This is a genomic window from Rhodococcus sp. DMU1 (genome assembly GCF_012272955.1).
Lineage (GTDB): Bacteria > Actinomycetota > Actinomycetes > Mycobacteriales > Mycobacteriaceae > Rhodococcus > Rhodococcus aetherivorans.
Window position 1 is genome coordinate 5,593,887 of the sequence record NZ_CP050952.1, and the last position, 16,972, is coordinate 5,610,858.

The 16,972-nt window shown below is 69.8% G+C and carries 15 protein-coding genes; all 15 read right to left on the reverse strand.

What is annotated here, in order from left to right; all coding sequences use genetic code 11:
- Positions 1–24: 24 nt before the first annotated feature.
- The 15 genes from HFP48_RS25545 to HFP48_RS25615 all read right to left on the reverse strand — a co-directional run bounded on the left by HFP48_RS25545 (position 25) and on the right by HFP48_RS25615 (position 16,944).
- Entirely contained in the window at positions 25–552 is a 528-nt protein-coding gene (locus HFP48_RS25545; RefSeq protein ID WP_168580266.1) for a nuclear transport factor 2 family protein, read from the reverse strand.
- A gap of 41 nt (positions 553–593) precedes the next feature.
- Positions 594–1,421: a mycofactocin-coupled SDR family oxidoreductase gene (locus HFP48_RS25550; protein WP_006941616.1), complete on the reverse strand. Its 828-nt coding sequence runs from the start codon at positions 1,419–1,421 to the stop codon at positions 594–596.
- Positions 1,422–1,677: 256 nt separating this feature from the next.
- Positions 1,678–2,952: a cytochrome P450 gene (locus HFP48_RS25555; RefSeq protein WP_168580267.1), complete on the reverse strand. Its 1,275-nt coding sequence runs from the start codon at positions 2,950–2,952 to the stop codon at positions 1,678–1,680.
- Complete coding sequence (locus HFP48_RS25560) at positions 2,949–4,025, reverse strand: LLM class flavin-dependent oxidoreductase (protein ID WP_102800552.1); 1,077 nt, start codon at positions 4,023–4,025, stop codon at positions 2,949–2,951. Before HFP48_RS25560 ends, HFP48_RS25555 begins: the two co-directional genes overlap by 4 nt.
- Complete coding sequence (locus tag HFP48_RS25565; protein WP_168580268.1) at positions 4,010–5,680, reverse strand: AMP-binding protein; 1,671 nt, start codon at positions 5,678–5,680, stop codon at positions 4,010–4,012. Before HFP48_RS25565 ends, HFP48_RS25560 begins: the two co-directional genes overlap by 16 nt.
- Positions 5,677–7,158 carry an aldehyde dehydrogenase family protein gene (locus tag HFP48_RS25570; protein ID WP_168580269.1) on the reverse strand — a complete coding sequence of 494 codons (1,482 nt, stop codon included), beginning with the start codon at positions 7,156–7,158 and terminating at the stop codon, positions 5,677–5,679. Before HFP48_RS25570 ends, HFP48_RS25565 begins: the two co-directional genes overlap by 4 nt.
- Entirely contained in the window at positions 7,155–7,475 is a 321-nt protein-coding gene (locus tag HFP48_RS25575; protein ID WP_168580270.1) for a hypothetical protein, read from the reverse strand. The genes HFP48_RS25570 and HFP48_RS25575 overlap by 4 nt, the downstream gene beginning before the upstream one ends.
- Positions 7,472–8,794 carry an acyclic terpene utilization AtuA family protein gene (locus HFP48_RS25580; RefSeq protein WP_168580271.1) on the reverse strand — a complete coding sequence of 441 codons (1,323 nt, stop codon included), beginning with the start codon at positions 8,792–8,794 and terminating at the stop codon, positions 7,472–7,474. Before HFP48_RS25580 ends, HFP48_RS25575 begins: the two co-directional genes overlap by 4 nt.
- 131 nt (positions 8,795–8,925) lie before the next feature.
- A complete protein-coding gene (locus tag HFP48_RS25585) occupies positions 8,926–10,137 on the reverse strand; it encodes a CoA transferase (RefSeq protein WP_043802022.1) in 1,212 nt (403 codons plus the stop codon).
- Between the two features lie 73 nt (positions 10,138–10,210).
- Positions 10,211–11,692 carry an aldehyde dehydrogenase family protein gene (locus tag HFP48_RS25590; protein WP_006941634.1) on the reverse strand — a complete coding sequence of 494 codons (1,482 nt, stop codon included), beginning with the start codon at positions 11,690–11,692 and terminating at the stop codon, positions 10,211–10,213.
- Between the two features lies 1 nt (position 11,693).
- Positions 11,694–12,161, reverse strand: coding sequence for a MaoC family dehydratase (locus tag HFP48_RS25595; RefSeq protein WP_029546556.1), 468 nt, complete (start codon positions 12,159–12,161; stop codon positions 11,694–11,696).
- On the reverse strand, positions 12,161–13,051 hold the full coding sequence (locus tag HFP48_RS25600; RefSeq protein WP_168580272.1) for a CoA ester lyase: 891 nt from the start codon (positions 13,049–13,051) through the stop codon (positions 12,161–12,163). The genes HFP48_RS25595 and HFP48_RS25600 overlap by 1 nt, the downstream gene beginning before the upstream one ends.
- A 9-nt stretch (positions 13,052–13,060) precedes the next feature.
- Entirely contained in the window at positions 13,061–14,227 is a 1,167-nt protein-coding gene (locus HFP48_RS25605) for an acyl-CoA dehydrogenase family protein (protein WP_006941637.1), read from the reverse strand.
- 21 nt (positions 14,228–14,248) lie between these two features.
- Positions 14,249–15,919 (reverse strand): AMP-binding protein, encoded by a 1,671-nt coding sequence (locus HFP48_RS25610; protein WP_168580273.1) that lies wholly within the window; start codon positions 15,917–15,919, stop codon positions 14,249–14,251.
- Positions 15,919–16,944: an LLM class flavin-dependent oxidoreductase gene (locus tag HFP48_RS25615; RefSeq protein ID WP_006941639.1), complete on the reverse strand. Its 1,026-nt coding sequence runs from the start codon at positions 16,942–16,944 to the stop codon at positions 15,919–15,921. The genes HFP48_RS25610 and HFP48_RS25615 overlap by 1 nt, the downstream gene beginning before the upstream one ends.
- Between the last annotated feature and the right edge of the window lie 28 nt (positions 16,945–16,972).

Below are 16,972 nucleotides of genomic sequence, written 5' to 3' on the forward strand. Positions count from 1 at the left end.
CGTAATTCCCTCTCTCGGGATGGTTCAGTCGAAGGTGGGTGACGGACTCGGCCGGAGTCGTCCGTCCTGCTCGGCGGGGGACGGCGGGTCGGGTGCGGCCCCGGCCGTGAGGACCGTCCCGTACGTCGCGGTCGGCGTCGCGTACCGGACCTCGAGCCGGCGTTCGCCGAAGTACCAGCGCCCGGCCCGTCTCACGTAACGGTCGTGGTACCGCAACGCGAGAATGCTCTGCACCCCCGCCTGCGCGAACTCGACGTGGCAGGGCACGACCCCCTGCGCCGTGTCCTCATCGGTGAAGTCCACTGTGCCGGGGTGCGGGGTGTGCACGCTGACCCCGTCGTATCCGTCGAGCGCGGCACGAACGTAGGTGACGATCGCGTCCCGCCCCCACAGCGATTCCGACAGACCGCGGAACGCGGCGTCCGGCGTATACAGCGCGGCCAGCGTCTCCATGTCGTGGTCGTCGACGGCCAGGGCGTACCGCGTCGCCAGTTCGCGGATCTCGAGGACATCCTCCGTCCGTCGCGGGTGGCGGTCCCGGCCGTCGAGCATGTCGTGTCCTTCCGTCGCAGAGCGCGTTTCGGGGCCTGTCACTACTTCACCAGGGCGCCGGCGTCGATCGGCATCGTGATGCCGGTGACGTAGCGGGACTCGGCTCCGGCGAGGAACAGAACGGCGTTGCTGACGTCGTCGGGCTGCACGAACGGGACGTCGAGGGCGTGCATGCCGTGCAGCAGCGGTTCGACCTGTTCCCGGGTGGGCTGCGGCTCGTCCGGGAGGAACAACTTGTAGATCGCGTCGTTCAGCAGCATGCGGGTCTCCACGTTGGTCGGCAGGACCGCGTTGACCCGGATACCTTCGGGGCCGAGTTCGTTGGCGAGACTGCGCATCACGCCGAGCACGCCGTGCTTGGCCGCCGCGTAGTGGGCGTTGTTCGGCAGGCCCTTCAGTCCGGCGATGGAGCTGATCAGCACGATGCTGCCGCCGCGGCCGCCGGCACGCAGGTGCGGGACGGAGGCCTTCACCGTGTTCCACACGCCGGTGAGGTTGATGTCGATCATGTCGCGCCAGATCTCGTCGGTGAGATCCTCGACCGGATAGCTGCCGGCGATCCCGGCGTTGGCGACGACGACGTCGAGGCGGCCGAACCGCTCGACCCCCGTCGCCACGGCCTTGGCGACCGCGGCCGAATCCCGCACGTCCGCTTCGGTGGCGACGATCTGCCGCCCCTCGGCCTGCACCAGGCGGACCGTCTCGTCGAGGTCCGCCCGGGTGGCCATGTCGTACGGGGCGCCCTGCACCGGAGCGCACAGGTCGATCGCGATGATGTCGGCGCCCTCGCGGGCGAGCCGCACCGCGTGGTTGCGCCCCTGTCCCCTCGCCGCACCGGTGACGAAGGCAACCATTCCGTCGAATCCCATGACGTGAACCTCTCTCTCGACTCGCTCTTCGGTTCGCGCCACGGACCGGGCGACCGTCCCCGCGAGGAGGCCGGCCGGGCTTGCGTGCAGAGCGGTGGATCGCGAGACGCGAGAAGAACGGAAACGGAAGAAATCTCTGCATATGATTATGCTCACATCGGACCCGGGAGGTCAATGGTCGATTCGGCGAGCACCCCCGGGTTCACGGTCCGCCCGTCCCGTTCCACCGGCGCGAAATCTCTTGAAGATGAACCTTTCAGGCCGAGAAGGGGCGCGCGTTCCCGGCAGTGGGGCCGATACGCGGTCCCGGCGTGAAGCGCGCGGGAATTCGCTTCCAACCGGGATTGACCGCCTGGTGCGCGAACGGGACCACCCGGTCGTGCAGGATCTCGTAATCCGGCATGCGGCACAGGATCTGGCCGAGCATCTCGACGGACAGCGCACGGGCGATGTGCGCCCCGGCGCACCGGTGCACACCCATGCCGAACGCCGTGTGCCGGTTCGGCCACCGCTCGATGTCCACGGTGTCCGGGTCGTCGAACGCCTTCGGGTCGCGGTTCGCCGACGCCCAGCCGAGGAGCACGCGATCGCCCGTGCGGAAGTCGTGCCCGTAGAACTCGACATCACGAGTCACCGTGCGGGCCAGGGCCTGCGTGGGTGAGAAGACGCGCAGGAACTCCTCGATCGCCCGCGGCAGCTTCTCCGGGTGCTCGGCGAGGGTGCGACGCAGCTCGTGGTTGCGGTCGAGGTACATCAGCGTCTGGCTGACGAGGGAGGCGGTGGTGCCCACGCCGCCGGAGATCAGCAGCTCCGCCATGGCGAATACCTCGTCGTCCGTCACCGGCCGGCCGTCCACCTCCGAGCCGACGAGGTGACTCAGCACGTCGTCCCGCGGACGTACGCGCCGCTCGGCGATCGCGGCCCGCAATTGCTTCTCCATCCACGGGAACTCGACGGAGATGGCGTGCTCGAACTCCGGCGTGCCCGGCAGGTCGGAGAGCGCGGCGTGATGGGCGTGCGCGTACCGCTCCCAGTCCGCCGGCGGCAGGCCGAGCCAGTCGATCGTCACCACGGCCGGCACGCCGATGACCGTCGCGAAGTCGCACGTGCCGGCCTCGATGACCTGGTCGATGAACCACGTCGTGTACTTCTCGATCGCCGGCCGCAGGTGCTCGACGGCCGCCGGGGAGGTCAGCGGGTTGATCAGCTTGCGGTACTTGCGATGTTCCGGAGGATCGAGTTCGACGGGGATGTGGTGGTTCACCGGCGTCTTGGGGATGACGGTGGCCAGGCCGTCGCCGCCGTAGGGGCACCGCGCGGACGAGAAGGTCTGGTCGTCGCGGGCGGCCTCGAACACGCCGTCGTAGTCGGTGAGCACCCAGAAGCCGCCGTGACGGGTCGACCGGACCACCGGCCCTGCCGCCCGCATCCGACGGTAGGAGCCGACCGGGTCCTCGGCGTGCGCGGCGGAGTTGTGGTCGAAGTCGACCACAGGACAACGCGGTTCGGTGCTCCGGTCGTCGAGCGTCATCGGACTTCTCCTGTCGGGCTCGTGGACGCCATCGCCGAGGGGGCCGCCATGGTGCGGGCGTCGATCGACACGATCTCGCGCATTCCGGGGACGATGTCGCGGCCGAGGTCGTCGAGGTACGCGACGACGTCGTCGGCCGTCATGTCGGGCCACTGCGCGCGCACGATCACCGGATCGACCGGCACCTGCGCCGCGAGAGCGCGCAACTGGCCGAGACAGTCGTCGGGGGTTCCGACGATCGCCTCCGCGGCGGCGACCTGCCGGAATCGTTCGGTGAGGGCGGTGGCATCGCGGGTGTCCAGTTCCCGCTGCGCGTAGGCCAGGAGGCGGTCCCGCGCCATGGATTCGAAGCGCCGGAACGCACCCTCGGTGGTGGCGCCGGGAACGATCTCGCGGCGCAGCGGATGCCGCGCCACCGGCGGCCGCCCGTGCTTGTGCCGCGCCGCGGCATAGACGCCGAACATGCGGTGCATGTCGTCGGTCCGGGTTTCGGGCGTCACCGGCCACGCGTCGCCCAGTCGTGCGGAGCGCCGGACGCCGGAATCCTTCAGTGCGCCGATCCAGATCGGCGGGTGGGGATCCTGCCAGGGACGGATGTGGGTCTTGACCCCGTCGAGCCGCCAGAACCTGCCGTGGAAGTCGACCTCGTCCTGCGTCCACATGAGCCGGATGATCTGCAGCGCCTCGTCCATCATGGCGAACCGCCGGCCGAAGTCGACGCCGAACGCGGCGAACTCCTCGCGCCGGTATCCCGCGCCGGCGCCGACGATGAGGTTGCCCCGGGTCAGGATGTCGAGGGTGGCGAGTTCCTCGGCGAGCGCGACCGGATGGAACAGCGGCACCTGCACCACCATCGTGCCGATCTTCACGCCGGGGTCCAATTCGGCCGCGATCCGCGCCAGGGTCGGGATCGGCTGCAGCCAGCGCAGGTTGCCGTAGATGTAGTGGTGGCCCATCACGATGTAGCGCACGCCGTTGCGCTGCGCGGCCTCGACCTGCCGCAGCAGTCCGTCGAGGTGCTCGCGCGGCGACAGCGTGGAGTGCACGTCGCCGAGGATCACACCCAGGTCCATGTCTTCCTCGCTTCCGTCGACGGCTCGAGCAGCCAGTGCCGCAGCTTCGCCTTGGCGACCTTGTTCAAGGTGGCGCGCGGGAACTCCGGTACCAGGTGGACCTCGCGCGGTCGTTTGAAGTCGGACAGCAGTTCTGCGCAGGCCCGTTCGATGTCGGCCGGCAGGCCGTCGGGCGCGGCGCCGTCCGGGATCACGAAGGCGACCGGGACGTCGCCGAGCATCGGGTCCGGTTTCGCCACGACGGCGGCCTCCCGGACGCCGGGCACCGCCGCGAGCACGCGTTCGATCTCGGCAGCGGCGACGTTCTCACCGCCGACCTTGAGCATGTCCTTGGACCGCTCGACGAACCACAACTGCCCGGAGCGGTCCTGGCGCACCCGGTCTCCGGTGCGGAACCAGCCGTCGGCGGTGAAGGCCTCCCGCGTCGCGTCGTCGTTGTGCAGGTACCCGGCGAACAGGGACACACCCGGTGTTCCGCGCACCCACAGGTCACCCACCGTGCCGGGCTCGACGGGACGGCCGTCGTCGCCGACGACGGCGACGGCGTACTCGGGGGCCGGACGTCCCATGGTCCCGTCGGGGTCGGGATGGGCCAGTTCGCTGACGACGGGGTGCGACACGGTCTCCGTCATGCCGAACCATCCGGTCATGCGGATCCCGTCGGCCACCGAGTGCTGCGTCGCGCTGCCCGACCAGTGCCGGTAGGTGTGGCCGGCCGGAACGGGAGCACCGTCGAGGGCCCGGAGCATGAACGACACCACCGATGCCCACGTGCACCGGTGCCGGAGCGAGACGTCCCAGAAGCGGGACGCGGAGAACTTCGGGGTCAGCACCACGGTGGCCCCCACCCACAGCAGTCCCAGAAACGAGTAGCCCAGGGCGTTGGTGTGGAACAGCGGCAGAGTGATCAGTCCGACGTCGGTGCCCCGCAGCCCGGCGTGGGCGGCGTTGACCCGGGCGGCCCAGAGGCAGTTGGCGTGCGTCCAGACCACGGCCTTGGGCCGCGCCGTCGTCCCGGAGGTGTACTGGATGCTCGCGGGCGCGAGCGGATCGATGGACACCGGCGCGGGTGCCCCGGCGGCCCGTCCGAGCGCGCCGAGGCTGCCGGACGCCCTTTCGGGCACGGTACCCCCCGGTGCCGCGGCCTCGAGGGTCTCGGTGCCGCCGGTCGTCGCGATCCACTCCAGGCCGGGCATGGCGGCCCGCGCGGCCTCGGCCGACCGGGTTCCGATCAGCGCGGCCCGGGGGGCGCAGTGCCGGTCGTAGTAGGCGAGTTCGTCGGCGCTGCTGCGGGTGTTGAGGCACACCGCGACCGCGCCGGTCGACACGATCGCCGCCCATCCGACGAGGAAGTCGGGGCAGTTGTCCATCAGCAGCACCACACGGTCACCGGGTGCGATGCCGCGCGCCTGCAGTCCGGCCGCGAGCCGATCCACCGCGGCGGCGAATTCCGCATAGCTCCAGCGCTGCGCCTCGGCGCCGGTGTGCGGCTCCCAGATGAGGAAGGTCGTCTCCGGCCGGTCGGTGCGCCACCGGTCGAGCAGCCACGGCAGGGTACGGCTTCCGGTAGACGCGCGGACGGCGAGGTCGGGTGCCGGTCCGTCGAGGATCGGGTACGCGGGAGCGTGTGCGGGCATTCGGGTTTCGGTGGTCACGACGGCACCTGCCAGTTCAGGTGCCTGATCCGGAAGAACTCGGCGAACCCGTCCTCGCCCATCTCGACGCCGGTGCCGCTGCGCTTCGATCCGCCCCACGGCACGTCCGCCCGCATGGGGCCGCCACCGTTGATCGCGACGGTGCCGGCGTCGAGGCGCCGAGCCACGGCCACCGCCTCGGCGTGGTCGCCGAAGACGCTCGCGTTGAGTCCGTACGGGGAGTCGTTCGCGACGGCGACCGCCTCGTCGACGTCCCGGTACGGAAGGACCACCGCGACGGGAGCGAACAGTTCCTCCCGGCAGATCTCGGCGGAGTTGTCCACACCCGTCACCAGGGTCGGCGGCAGGAACCAGCCCTTGCCCACCGGCCGCTCGCCGGCGACCGAGATGCGGCCGCCGGCGGCGACGGCGCGGTCGAGGTAGCCGCGCACGCGCGCGAGGTGCTCGGCGGAGATCAGCGGCCCCACTTCGGTGCGCTCGTCGAACGGGTCGCCGGTCGGCACGTTCTCCTCGATGAAGCCCGCTGCCAGATCGAGGAATTCGTCGATGCGATCGTGTGGAACGAGGATCCGGGTGGTGGCGCCGCAGCCCTGTCCGGCGTTGCGGCAGAACCGCAGGATCGACGGTCCCACGGCGGTGGACAGGTCCGCCGACGGGAGAAGGATGTTGGGGGACTTCCCGCCGAGTTCGAGCACGACCTTCTTGTGGGTGGCCGCGGCCTGTGCCATCACGGCCGCGCCGACGGCGGAGGATCCGGTGAAGCTCACCATGTCCACCCCGGGGTGGGAGCTGAGCAGTTCGCCCACGGCCGGTCCACCCGGCACGAGATTCAGCACGCCGGGCGGCAATCCGGCCTCGTCTGCGAGGTGCATGAAGGCCAGCGCGGACAACGTGCCCCGCGGCGAGGGCAGCAGGACCACGCTGCAGCCGGCGGCGAGCGCGGGCGCCACCTTCCACGAGATCATGTTCAGCGGGTAGTTGTACGGCACGATCGCCGAGACCACGCCGATCGGCTCGCGCAGCAGGAGGCTCTCGGACGACACCGCGCCGCGGATGCCGGGCAACCGCTCCTGGTAACCCCCACGGGGACCACGCAGCGCCGCGTCGGCGAACCACCGGAAGTTGATCGCCGGCTGCGCGACCTGCAGGGTGCGGGCCAGACCGATGGGTGATCCGACCTCCCGCACGACCAGTTCGGTGAGTTGCCCGGCGTGCTCGTCGATCAGGTCCGCCAGCCGCCGCAGGACCTTGGCGCGCTGGTCCGGGGAGGCGGCGCGCCATTCCCCGGCGTCGAAGCTGCGGCGGGCGGCCGTGATCGCGCGTTCGGTCTGCTCCCGGTCAGCGGCGGTCCACCGTGCCAGCGCCTCCTCGGTGGCGGGATCGATCGAGTCGAACGTCTCGCCGCGCCCGGTCTCCCCTCTGCCGCCGACGTGCACGGACGGGCCGTGCGCCGCCCGGGCGAACAGGTCGTGGATCATCGCCTCTCCTCGCGTCCCGGAACGTCGATGTCGAGAATCAGGGACTGGTAGGACTTTCCGTGCGGGTCCACCCGCAGGGACTTGGAGACCCCGCCCGCGAGGGCACGGGTGAGGACGAAGTTCAGGCAGCAGTTCACCGGGATCTCGTAGCGGGTCACCTCGCCCTCGACGAGGTTCCCGAACGCCTCGGCGACGATGTCCTCGGTGAGCACCGACCGGAGCCACTCGTAGTCGGCGTCGTCGTGCGGGAACACGCAGATGTTGCTGGTGTCGCCCTTGTCGCCGGAGCGGCTGTACGCGACGTCACGAAGTTTCATGCGGTGGTCACCTCCACGGACAGGGGTACCTCGCTGCGGGGCAGCAGGGCGGGGGTCACGACGACGGCGGGGACGACCGAGGTGACCACGCCACCGCCACCTGCGGGACCGAAGTACAGGTATTCGACCTCGTAGGCGGCGGCCTTGGCGACGTCGGGATCGAGGGCCCGGGCCGCGAGCCGCAGCCGCACCTCCGCCGGCTCGCCGCCGGCGATCCGGTCGCCGAAGAGGGTGTCGACGCCGTGCAGTTCGATCCGCAGTTCGTCGATCTGCGCCCGGATCGGTTCGAGGCGCCGGCGCACGATCTCCTCGGCGCGACGGGCGCGGTCGACGCAGCCCGGTCCGCCGTAGGAGATCTCGGCGACGGCCTTGTATCCGAGGTCGACGCCGACGAGCACCTTGAGGGTGTCGGGCCGGGCGGATCCGCGGGCGCCGGACAGGCGTACCCGGTCGGGCCCGGCCTGTTCGATCCGCACGTCGCTGAAGTCCGCGGTCACGTCGGGGGTGAGATAGCGCGCGGGATCGTGGATCTCGTAGTAGAGCTGGGTGCGGGTGGTGCGCAGGTCGACGGCCCCGCCGGTGCCGTCGAGCTTGGTGACGATCAGCTCGTCGTCGTCGATCTCGGCCAGGGGGAAGCTCAGGTTGTGCGGGTCGGGGACGACCCGGTACGGCGGGTCCTCGAAGTTGCCGCCGGTGCTGTGGACGCCGCACTCGAGCAGGTGCCCGGCGAGGGTCGCGGTGCCGACGCGGTCCCAGTCGTCGAGCGACCATCCCAGCTCGTGGCAGATCGGCCCGACGAACAGGGACGGGTCGGCGATCCGGCCGCCGAGCACGATCTGGGCGTCCTGCCGCAGGCAGTCGACGATCGGATCGGCTCCGATGTAGGCGTTGGCGGAGACGATCCGGTCGGCGAGCGCACGCGTGGTGGTGCCGAGTTCGGGGAGCGCGACGTCGGCGGCCGTGACGGCGTCCCGCACGTCGTCGCCGCGGATGATGCCGATCCGGGTCCCCCCGAGCCCCAGAGCGCGCAGATTGACGGCGAATTCGGCCGCCGCGGCGTCGGGATTGGCGGCACCGAAGTTGCCGACGACGCGGCCTCCCGACGCGAGGAAGCGGCGCAGGATCGGCACCAGGGCGGAGATGCGTTCGTCCTGGCCGGCCGACGGATCGCGCAGGCGGCGGGTCTGGGCCAGCGCCATCGTGCGTTCGGCCAGGCAGTCGAAGCCCATGTACCGGACCCGGCCGCTGTCGGCCATGGCGGCCGCTGTCTCGAGCCGGTCGTTGGCGTAGGCCGAGCCCGAGCCGATACTCAGCTGCATTGGTACCTCGTCTCGTTGCGTGCGTCGGCGAACCTGCTGAATTCGCGCGTGACACCGGAATCCGCGCACGCCGTGTCGTGGGCGGATTCCGGTTCACCGCATCGATTTTCGGACTGCGGTCCGTGCGACTCTCAGGACTTGCCGATCACGCCCGCCTCGGCGAGCGCCGCGAGCCGGTCCGCGCTCAGCCCCAGCCGGTCCGAGAGCACCTCGGCGGTGTGCTCGCCGATGGTGGGCACACCGTCGTAGCTGGGACCGTCGTAGCTGCCGAGGTGCAGCACCGGCCCCGGCATCAGCACACCCTTCATGATCTCGTTGCCCGTGATCTCGACGAGGGTGCGCTCCTGGAAGTGCGGGTCGGCGACGACGTCCGCGGCATCGTTCACCGGTGCGCTGACGACCTCGAACTTCTCCAGGGTCTCGAGCACGCTCGCCCGCGGCATCGAGCCGACCCATTCCTTCACCATCGCCTGCACCTCGTCGTTGTGCTCGAGGCGTGCGGCGTTGGTGGCGTAGCGGGGATCCTCGATGATCTCGGGCCGCCCCATCGCGGCGAACAGCCGCTTGGCGATGCCCTGGTTGGACGCCGCGATGGACAGGAAGCGCCCGTCCTGGGCCTCGTAGATGCCCCGCGGCGACGCCGCGCCGGTGGCGTTGCCGATGCGCTGCTGGATCTCGCCGAGCGCGGTGTAGCGCAGGAACATGTCACCGATGATGAACATCAGCGGCTCGTACAGCGCGACGTCGACGACGTCGCCCTGCCCCGTCCGCTCCCGCTTGTACAACGACATCGCGACGCCCATCGCGGCGGACAGCCCGGCGATGGAATCGGCGAACCCGAACGGCGGGGAGGTCGGCGGCGAGTCCGGCCAGCCGTTGACGTGCGCGAAACCGCTGGCCGTCTCGGCGACGGTGCCGAATCCCGGCAGGCTGCGATTGGGTCCGGTCTGCCCGAACCCGGACACCCGGGCCAGCACGAGCCCCGGGTTGTCCGCGCTCAGCACGTCGTAGCCCAGGCCCCACTCCTCGAGCCGGCCGGGACGGAACGACTCGACGACGACGTCGACCTCGGCCGCGAGCCGGCGCACCAGGTCGCGGCCTTCCGGCGAACGCAGGTCGATGCCGAGGGACTTCTTCCCGGCGTTGAGACGGGAGAAGCCCAGCGACAACCCCTCCTTCTGCGGAACCCACTGGCGTGCGAAGTCTCCGGTCGTCGGGTCCTCGACCTTGACCACCTCGGCGCCGAAGTCGCGGAGCATGCGCCCCGCGGTGGGGGCGGCATACATGGTGCCGAGCTCGAGCACCTTGACTCCCGCGAGCGGACCCGCAGCGGATGCGTTCATCGTCGTCTCTCCTAGCCTTGTCGTCCGGTTCGGCCCTGCCGAATGCGATGTTGCCGAATACCTTGCCGGCGAATCAGATCCGCCACTGGATGTGCTTGACCTCGAGGTACTCGCGCATCCCCCACTCACCGAGCTCGCGGCCGACTCCCGAGCGCCCGTAGCCGCCGAACGGCGCGTCCGGCCGCATGGCACCGCCGCCGTTGATCCATACCGTTCCGGCGCGGATCTTCTCCGCGACGCGGCGCGCCTCGACCGGGTCGTCGCACCACACGTTCGCGGCGAGACCGAAGGGGGTGTCGTTGGCGAGGCGGATGGCCTCCTCGGTGTCCTTGAACGGCAGGATCACCGCGACGGGACCGAAGATCTCTTCCTGCACCGCGCGCGCGTTGGGCGGAAGATTGCCGAGCAGAACCGGATTGACGAACCAGCCCTTCTCGGGCAGCGGCTTGGTCACCTCGAGCAGCTTCTTGCCGCCCTCGGCCGCCGCGCCGTCGATGAAGCCCTGCACGCGGTTCTGGTGATCGGGCCGGATCATCGGGCCGATGTTCGTCGCACGGTCCCACGGGTCGCCGACGACCATCTGGTCGAACGCCGACGCGCCGGCCTCGAGGAACTCGTCGTAGACCGAGTCGTGCACCAGCAGCCGGGCGAGGGCGGCGCAGCCCTGACCGCCGTTGCGGGACCAGCGCAGGTGCATCTCGACGGCGATCTTCTGCACGTCCACGCCGGGCAGCACGATGTTCGGCGACTTGCCGCCGAGCTCGAGGGTCACGCCGGCCAGGTTCGCCGCGGCCTGCTCCATGATCTTCGCGCCCACCCCGTCGGAACCGGTGAAGGACACCCGGTCCACGCCGGGATGCGAGGACAGCCGCTGCCCGACGTCCGCGCCGCCGATGACGACGTTCATCACGCCCGGCGGCAGACCCGCCTCGCGGATGAGATCGCCCAGGAACAGGGTGGTCAGCGGGGTGCGCGGGGACGGGAGCAGCACCACGGTGCAGCCGGCCGCGAGCGCGGCGCCGAACTTGAAGATCGCCAGGTTCAGCGGGTAGTTGTACCCGGTGATCGCCGCGACGACACCCACCGGCTCGTACACGACGTCGCTCATCGTCGGCACCGGCTTGTCGTACTCGCCGAGATGGACGGTGCGGTCGGTCTTCGCGGCCTCGGCGGCCCACCGCAGGTGCTCGTCGACGGCCATCTTGACCTGCAGGTACTCGGCGAGCGAGACCGGCGTGCCGACCTCGTTGACGATCGAGGGCAGCAGCCGGTCGGCGGCCTTCTCGAGCACGTCGGCGAAGCGGTGGATGTGGCGGGAGCGCTCCTCGCCGCTCAGGGCGGACCACGCCGGGAAGGCGGCGCGGGCGGCGGCGACGGCGGCGTCGACCTGGTCGGTGGAGGCGCCGCCGACGGTGGCGATGACCTCCTCGGTGGCCGGGTTGTAGACGTCCCACGTCTCACCGGCGGGCTCGACCTCCCGATCGCCGATCAGCAGGGTCCGGGTTTCGGGAACCCAGTCCTTCAACGGGAATTCGGTTTCGGGCGCTGCAGTCATCTCAGGCACCTTCCTCGGTGGTGGGGCGCTTGGCCATCAGGCCGACGCGCTCGAGCAGGCAGACGAGTTCGTCGCGCTGGTTGAAGCCGCGGTGTTCGAACCACACGATGCCGCTGTCGGTGCGGCTCTCGGATTCACGCTTCTTCAGGATGGTGGTCTCCGCGCGCAGGGTGTCGCCGTGGAAGACCGGATTCGGGAACTTGACCTTGTCGTAGCCGAGGTTGCCGAGCGTGGTCCCCATGGTCAGCTCGGGTACGTGGAACGCACCGATGAGCGCGACGGTGAACAGGCTGTTGACCACCCGCTGCTTGTGGATCGTCGTCTTGCAGAACTCCTCGTCGAGGTGCAGCGGCTGGATGTTCATCGTCAGCGAGGTGAACAGCACGTTGTCCATCTCGGTGACGGTGCGGGTCATCGAGTGCTTGTAGTGCTTCCCGACCTCGAACTCCTCGAAGTACAGACCGCGCATCACCGTTCACCTCTCCGTAGGATCGCCTCGGCTCGTTCGAGCCATTGAATTGCCTTGTCGTAGTGGGCCTTGTCGATGTGCAGACCGCGATACCGCAGCGCGCCGACGCCCTCCGCCTCCGCCTTCTCGTAGGCCTCGGCGAGTCCGCGGTAGAACTCCAGGTCCTGCTCCGACGGGCTGAACACGTCGTTGACGGTGGCCACGTGGGAGGGGTGGATCGCAATCATCCCGCGGAACCCGAGCTGCCGGCCTCGCACCGCGAAGTCGCGAAGCCCGTCCAGGTTCTCGAGATCCTCCCACAGGCCGGTCAGGGCGTGGATGCCGGCCTCCCGGCAGGCCAGCAGCACCCGGCTGCGCAGGTAGAGGGTTTCGTGTCCCTCGGGGGTCCACTCGTAGCCGACCTCGCGGGCGATGTCGGCGTGCTCGGCCGACGGGCCGATCATGGCGCCGACGCGCGGCGACGCCGTGGCCACCTCGAGACAGTTGTGGATGGCCTTCACCGTCTCGACGGGCACGATGTACTCGAGCCCCGCCACCCCGTTGCGCAGCTCGAAGTGGTCGAGCAGCGCGTCGTAGCGCAGGACGTCGGTGGCCTGCTCGATCTTCGGGGCGAAGATGCCGGTCAGGCCCGGCACCACGACCGCCTCGAGATCGGCCCCGGTCAGCCGGGTGGCGAGGGGGTTGACGCGCACGAACAGCCCGACGTCCCGGTTGGACTCGCGCACCCGCGCGATGGACTCGGCGACGGTCGCGCGGGCGGCCGCCTTCTCCGTGGCCGGCACGGAGTCCTCGAGGTCGAGCACGACGCAGTCGGCGCCGGCCGCGACGGCCTTGTCCACCCACTTCGGGCGGTGCCCCGGGACGAACAGGATCGAACGATACGGCTGCACGTCGTCCTCCTAGTAGCTTCGCGGCAGGCCCAGCACGTGCTCGGCCGTGTAGTTGAGGACCATCTCCTGGCTGATCGGCGCGATCCGCATGAGCCGCGCCTCCCGGAAGTACCGCTCGACGTGGAACTCCTTGCCGTAACCGAAGCCGCCGTGGGTCTGCAGGGCGACGTCAGCGGCGTAGAAGCCGGCCTCGGCGCACAGGAACTTCGCCGCGTTCGCCTCCCGTCCGCACGGCAGGCCCTGGTCGACCATCCACGTCGCCTTGTCCAGGACCGCCTCGGCGGCGTCGAGGCGGATGCGGGCCTCGGCGAGCTGGAACGCGATGCCCTGGTTCTTCCCGATGGGACGGCCGAAGACCTCGCGCTGCTTGGCGTAGTCGACGCCGCGGCGCAACGCCGCCTCACCGATGCCGAGGGCGGCGTTCGCCGAGATGACGCGTTCGGCGTTGAGGCCGCCGAGGATGGTGCGGAAGCCGTGCCCGACCTCACCGACGACGTCCTCGTCCGCGACGAACAGCTCGTCGATGAACAGCTCGTTGGTGTCGACGGCGTTGCGGCCCATCTTGGGGATCGGCCGGATCTGCACCTTGCTGCGGTCCATCTCCGCGAACATCAGCGTCATGCCGGCGGTGCGCTTGGCGTTCTCGTCGCGGGGGCTGGTGCGGCACAGCAGGAGCATGCGCTCGGCCTCCTGCGCCTTGGTGATCCACACCTTCTTGCCGGACACCAGCCAGCCGCCGTCGACCTTCTTGGCGAACGTGCGGATGTTGGTGGTGTCCGTGCCGGCGTCCGGCTCGGTGACGGCGAACGAGGTGTGCAGCTCGCCGGTGACGACGCGCGGCAGGTACTTGCGCTTCATCTCCTCGGAACCGTGGTGGATGATCGGCTCGAAGCCGAAGATGCCGATGTGCACCGCGCTGCACCCGCCCATGCCGGCGCCGGATGCGGCGATCTCCCGCTCGACGATCGCGGCCTCGGTGACGCCGAGGCCGCCGCCGCCGTACTCCTCGGGGACGGTGAGACCCATCCAGCCGCCCTCGGCCATGGCGTTGTAGAACTCCCACGGGAACTCGTGGGACTCGTCGTGCTCGGCCCAGTACTCGTCGGGGAACCGCTTGCACAGATCGTGGATCCCCCGCCGGATTTCCTCGTGGGTCTCGTTCTTGCTGTAGTCCATCTCGGTTGCCTTTCCCGGCCGTCAGACCGCGGGGACCGCGGTGCGGTCTGCGTCGGAGACCACGGTGCGGTCATAGGTGTCGGGGGTGATGCCCTCCTCGCGCAGGACCGCCTTGCGGACCTTCTCCGACGGGGTCTTGGGCAGCGCGCCGACGAATCGAAGGTAGCGCGGGATCGCGAAGGCCGGAATCCGGCCGTCGCACCAGGCCAGGATCTCCTCCGGACCGACGTCGCCGGTGCCGACCACGGTCGCGAGCACCTCGTCCTCGCCGCCCTCCACGTCGGCGGGAACACCGATCACCGCGCACTCGACGACGGCCGGGTGCCCGAGCACCGCCTGCTCGATCTCGTAGGAGCTGATGTTCTCGCCGCGACGGCGCAGCGCGTCCTTGTACCGGTCCACGAAGTAGAACCAGCCGTCCTCGTCCTTCTTGAGGGCGTCGCCGGTGTGGAACCACAGGTTGCGCCACGCCTCGAGCGTCTTCTCCGGCATGTTGTAGTACCCCATGCTGCACGTCCACGGTTGCACCGGACGCACGACCAGCTCGCCGACCTCGCCGACCTCGACCTCGCGGTCCGTCTCCGGGTCGACCAGGCGGATGTCGAACCACTCGGAGGCCGCGAGCCCCGCGGCCCCGGCCGGCCGGGGCACCCCGTAGGGCGCGACGATCGGCGCGCAGGTCTCCGTCAGCCCGAACGCATCGACGAAGGCCTCGATGCCGTAGCGCTTCTTGAAGTCCTCGACGATGGAGCTGGCCGTCGGCGCCGCGTACACGCAGCGCAGGCGGTTGTCGAGGTCGTTCTCGCGCGGCGGCTGCTTCCACGCGAAGTCCATCATGACCCCGACGAAGTTGGTGACGGTGACGTCGTCGTCGCGCACGTGGTCGATCCAGCGGCTCGCGCTGAACTTCGAGCGCACCACGGCCCGCGCCCCGGCCACCAGGGCGGGGTAGACCGCCATGAACTGGGCGTTGCCGTGGAACAGCGGCGTGGTGGTGAGGTAGGTGTCCTCGCGGGTGAGCCGGGTGAAGCACACCACCTCCTGCGCGAAGAAGTACAGCTGCGAGTTCGGCATCGCCACGCCCTTGGACGGGCCGGTGGTCCCGGAGGTGAAGAAGATCGCGCCGAGGTCCTGGGGCCGTGCCTGCGGCAGCTCCTGCACCTCGCCCGCCTCCAGCGTCTCCCACGCCTCGGCGTCCCAGCCGTTGGCGCGCAGCAGTTCGAGTGCCAGGTCGCGGTTTCCGGCGCCCGAGTCGACCACCCAGAACTTCTCGATGCCACGCGCATGCTCGGCGATCGCCACGAACCGCTCGGCGTAGGTGTCGTCGATCACCGCCCACCGCGGCTCGACGGTCACCACCTGGTGGCGGAGGAACTCGCCCTCGTAGTTGGTGTTGATCGGCACCTCGACGAGTGCGCCGACCGCGGTGCCGAACCAGGAGCGCACGAGCTGGGACGAGTTCTGCGCCATGATGATCACCCGATCACCCTGCTGCGCGCCGGCCCGGTACCAGGAGCTCGCGATCCGTTCGGCGGAGGAGAGCATTTCGGCGTAGGTGAAGCGCCGATCCTCCTCCGGCGTGACGAGGAACTCCGAATCCGGCTGGGACGCAGCGTACGTGCGCAGCACGTGGCCCAGCGTCCAGTCCTCCGGGTCGGCGAAGGTCGGTTTCAGATCGGTGTAGGTCTGCATCAGGACAACTCCCGGTTTGCGGGGATCGCGGTGATCGACGGAACGATTTCCTTGCCGAGCCGGGAGATGGCGGCGATGGTCTCGTCCGCGTCCATCGTCGGCCACTGCGGACGCATCAGCAGCGGGTCGACCGGCATGGTGGTCACCAGGTCGGTCAGCTGGGCGACGACCTGCTCGGGATCGCCGACGACGGCGTGGCTCGACACCGCCTTGGCGAACTCGTTCTCGAGGTCGGTGCCCTTCATGACGTCCAGGCCCTTGTTCGCGTAGGTGAGGTAGCGGCCCTGCGCCACGCGGGCGTACTCCTGCATCGCCTGCTCGCGGGTGTCGGCGACCAGCACGTTGCGGCGCAGCGGCTGCGGGCCGAATTCCTTGCCCCGCTCGGCGAAGAGGTCCCGCACAACCCGGAAGCGTTCGAGCACTTCTTCTTTCGGGGTCTCCGGCGGCGTCGCGTACGCGTCACCGTACTTGCCGGCGCGGCGGACACCGCCCATCGCGTGCGCGCCGATCCAGATCGGCGGGTGCGGATCCTGCACCGGGAACAGGTGCGGCTTGACGCCCTCGAGCTGGAAGTACTTGCCGTGGAAGGTGACCTCTTCCTCCGTCCACAGCTTCTTCATGATCTGCAGCGACTCGTCGAACCGTCCGGCCCGCTGCTTGAACGGAATACCGAGGTAGTCGAACTCCTCGGGTCGATAGCCCAGGCCGGCACCGAAGATCAGCCGCCCCTCGGTGACCACGTCGAGCGTGGCGATCTCCTCGGCCAGCATCACGGGGTGATACAGCGGCGCGATCATGATCTGGGTGACGAGCTTGATGTGCGGCTCGACGTGCGCGGCGAGGCGCGCGAGCAGCGGCACGGGCTGCAGCCACCGCAGTTCCCCGTAGAGGAAGTGCTGGCCGATCGCGATGTAGGTGAAGCCGTTCTCCTGCGCCGCGTCGACGATGCGCAGTACGTCCTTGAACTGCTGTGCGGGGCTCACCGACTTCGGAACGTCGCTGAGCAGCAATCCGACCTGAACCATGGTCCTGTCCCTCCGGTCGAAGTGGTCG

Coding starts and splice junctions, on each gene's coding strand:
- HFP48_RS25555 (WP_168580267.1), bottom strand. CDS start 2,952: ATGACGCTCGACGACCGGAGCACCGAACCGCGTTGTCCTGTGGTCGAC.
- HFP48_RS25605 (WP_006941637.1), bottom strand. CDS start 14,227: ATGGACTACAGCAAGAACGAGACCCACGAGGAAATCCGGCGGGGGATC.
- HFP48_RS25550 (WP_006941616.1), bottom strand. CDS start 1,421: ATGGGATTCGACGGAATGGTTGCCTTCGTCACCGGTGCGGCGAGGGGA.
- HFP48_RS25575 (WP_168580270.1), bottom strand. CDS start 7,475: ATGAAACTTCGTGACGTCGCGTACAGCCGCTCCGGCGACAAGGGCGAC.
- HFP48_RS25610 (WP_168580273.1), bottom strand. CDS start 15,919: ATGCAGACCTACACCGATCTGAAACCGACCTTCGCCGACCCGGAGGAC.
- HFP48_RS25545 (WP_168580266.1), bottom strand. CDS start 552: ATGCTCGACGGCCGGGACCGCCACCCGCGACGGACGGAGGATGTCCTC.
- HFP48_RS25585 (WP_043802022.1), bottom strand. CDS start 10,137: ATGAACGCATCCGCTGCGGGTCCGCTCGCGGGAGTCAAGGTGCTCGAG.
- HFP48_RS25590 (WP_006941634.1), bottom strand. CDS start 11,692: ATGACTGCAGCGCCCGAAACCGAATTCCCGTTGAAGGACTGGGTTCCC.
- HFP48_RS25560 (WP_102800552.1), bottom strand. CDS start 4,025: ATGGACCTGGGTGTGATCCTCGGCGACGTGCACTCCACGCTGTCGCCG.
- HFP48_RS25595 (WP_029546556.1), bottom strand. CDS start 12,161: ATGCGCGGTCTGTACTTCGAGGAGTTCGAGGTCGGGAAGCACTACAAG.
- HFP48_RS25580 (WP_168580271.1), bottom strand. CDS start 8,794: ATGCAGCTGAGTATCGGCTCGGGCTCGGCCTACGCCAACGACCGGCTC.
- HFP48_RS25570 (WP_168580269.1), bottom strand. CDS start 7,158: ATGATCCACGACCTGTTCGCCCGGGCGGCGCACGGCCCGTCCGTGCAC.
- HFP48_RS25615 (WP_006941639.1), bottom strand. CDS start 16,944: ATGGTTCAGGTCGGATTGCTGCTCAGCGACGTTCCGAAGTCGGTGAGC.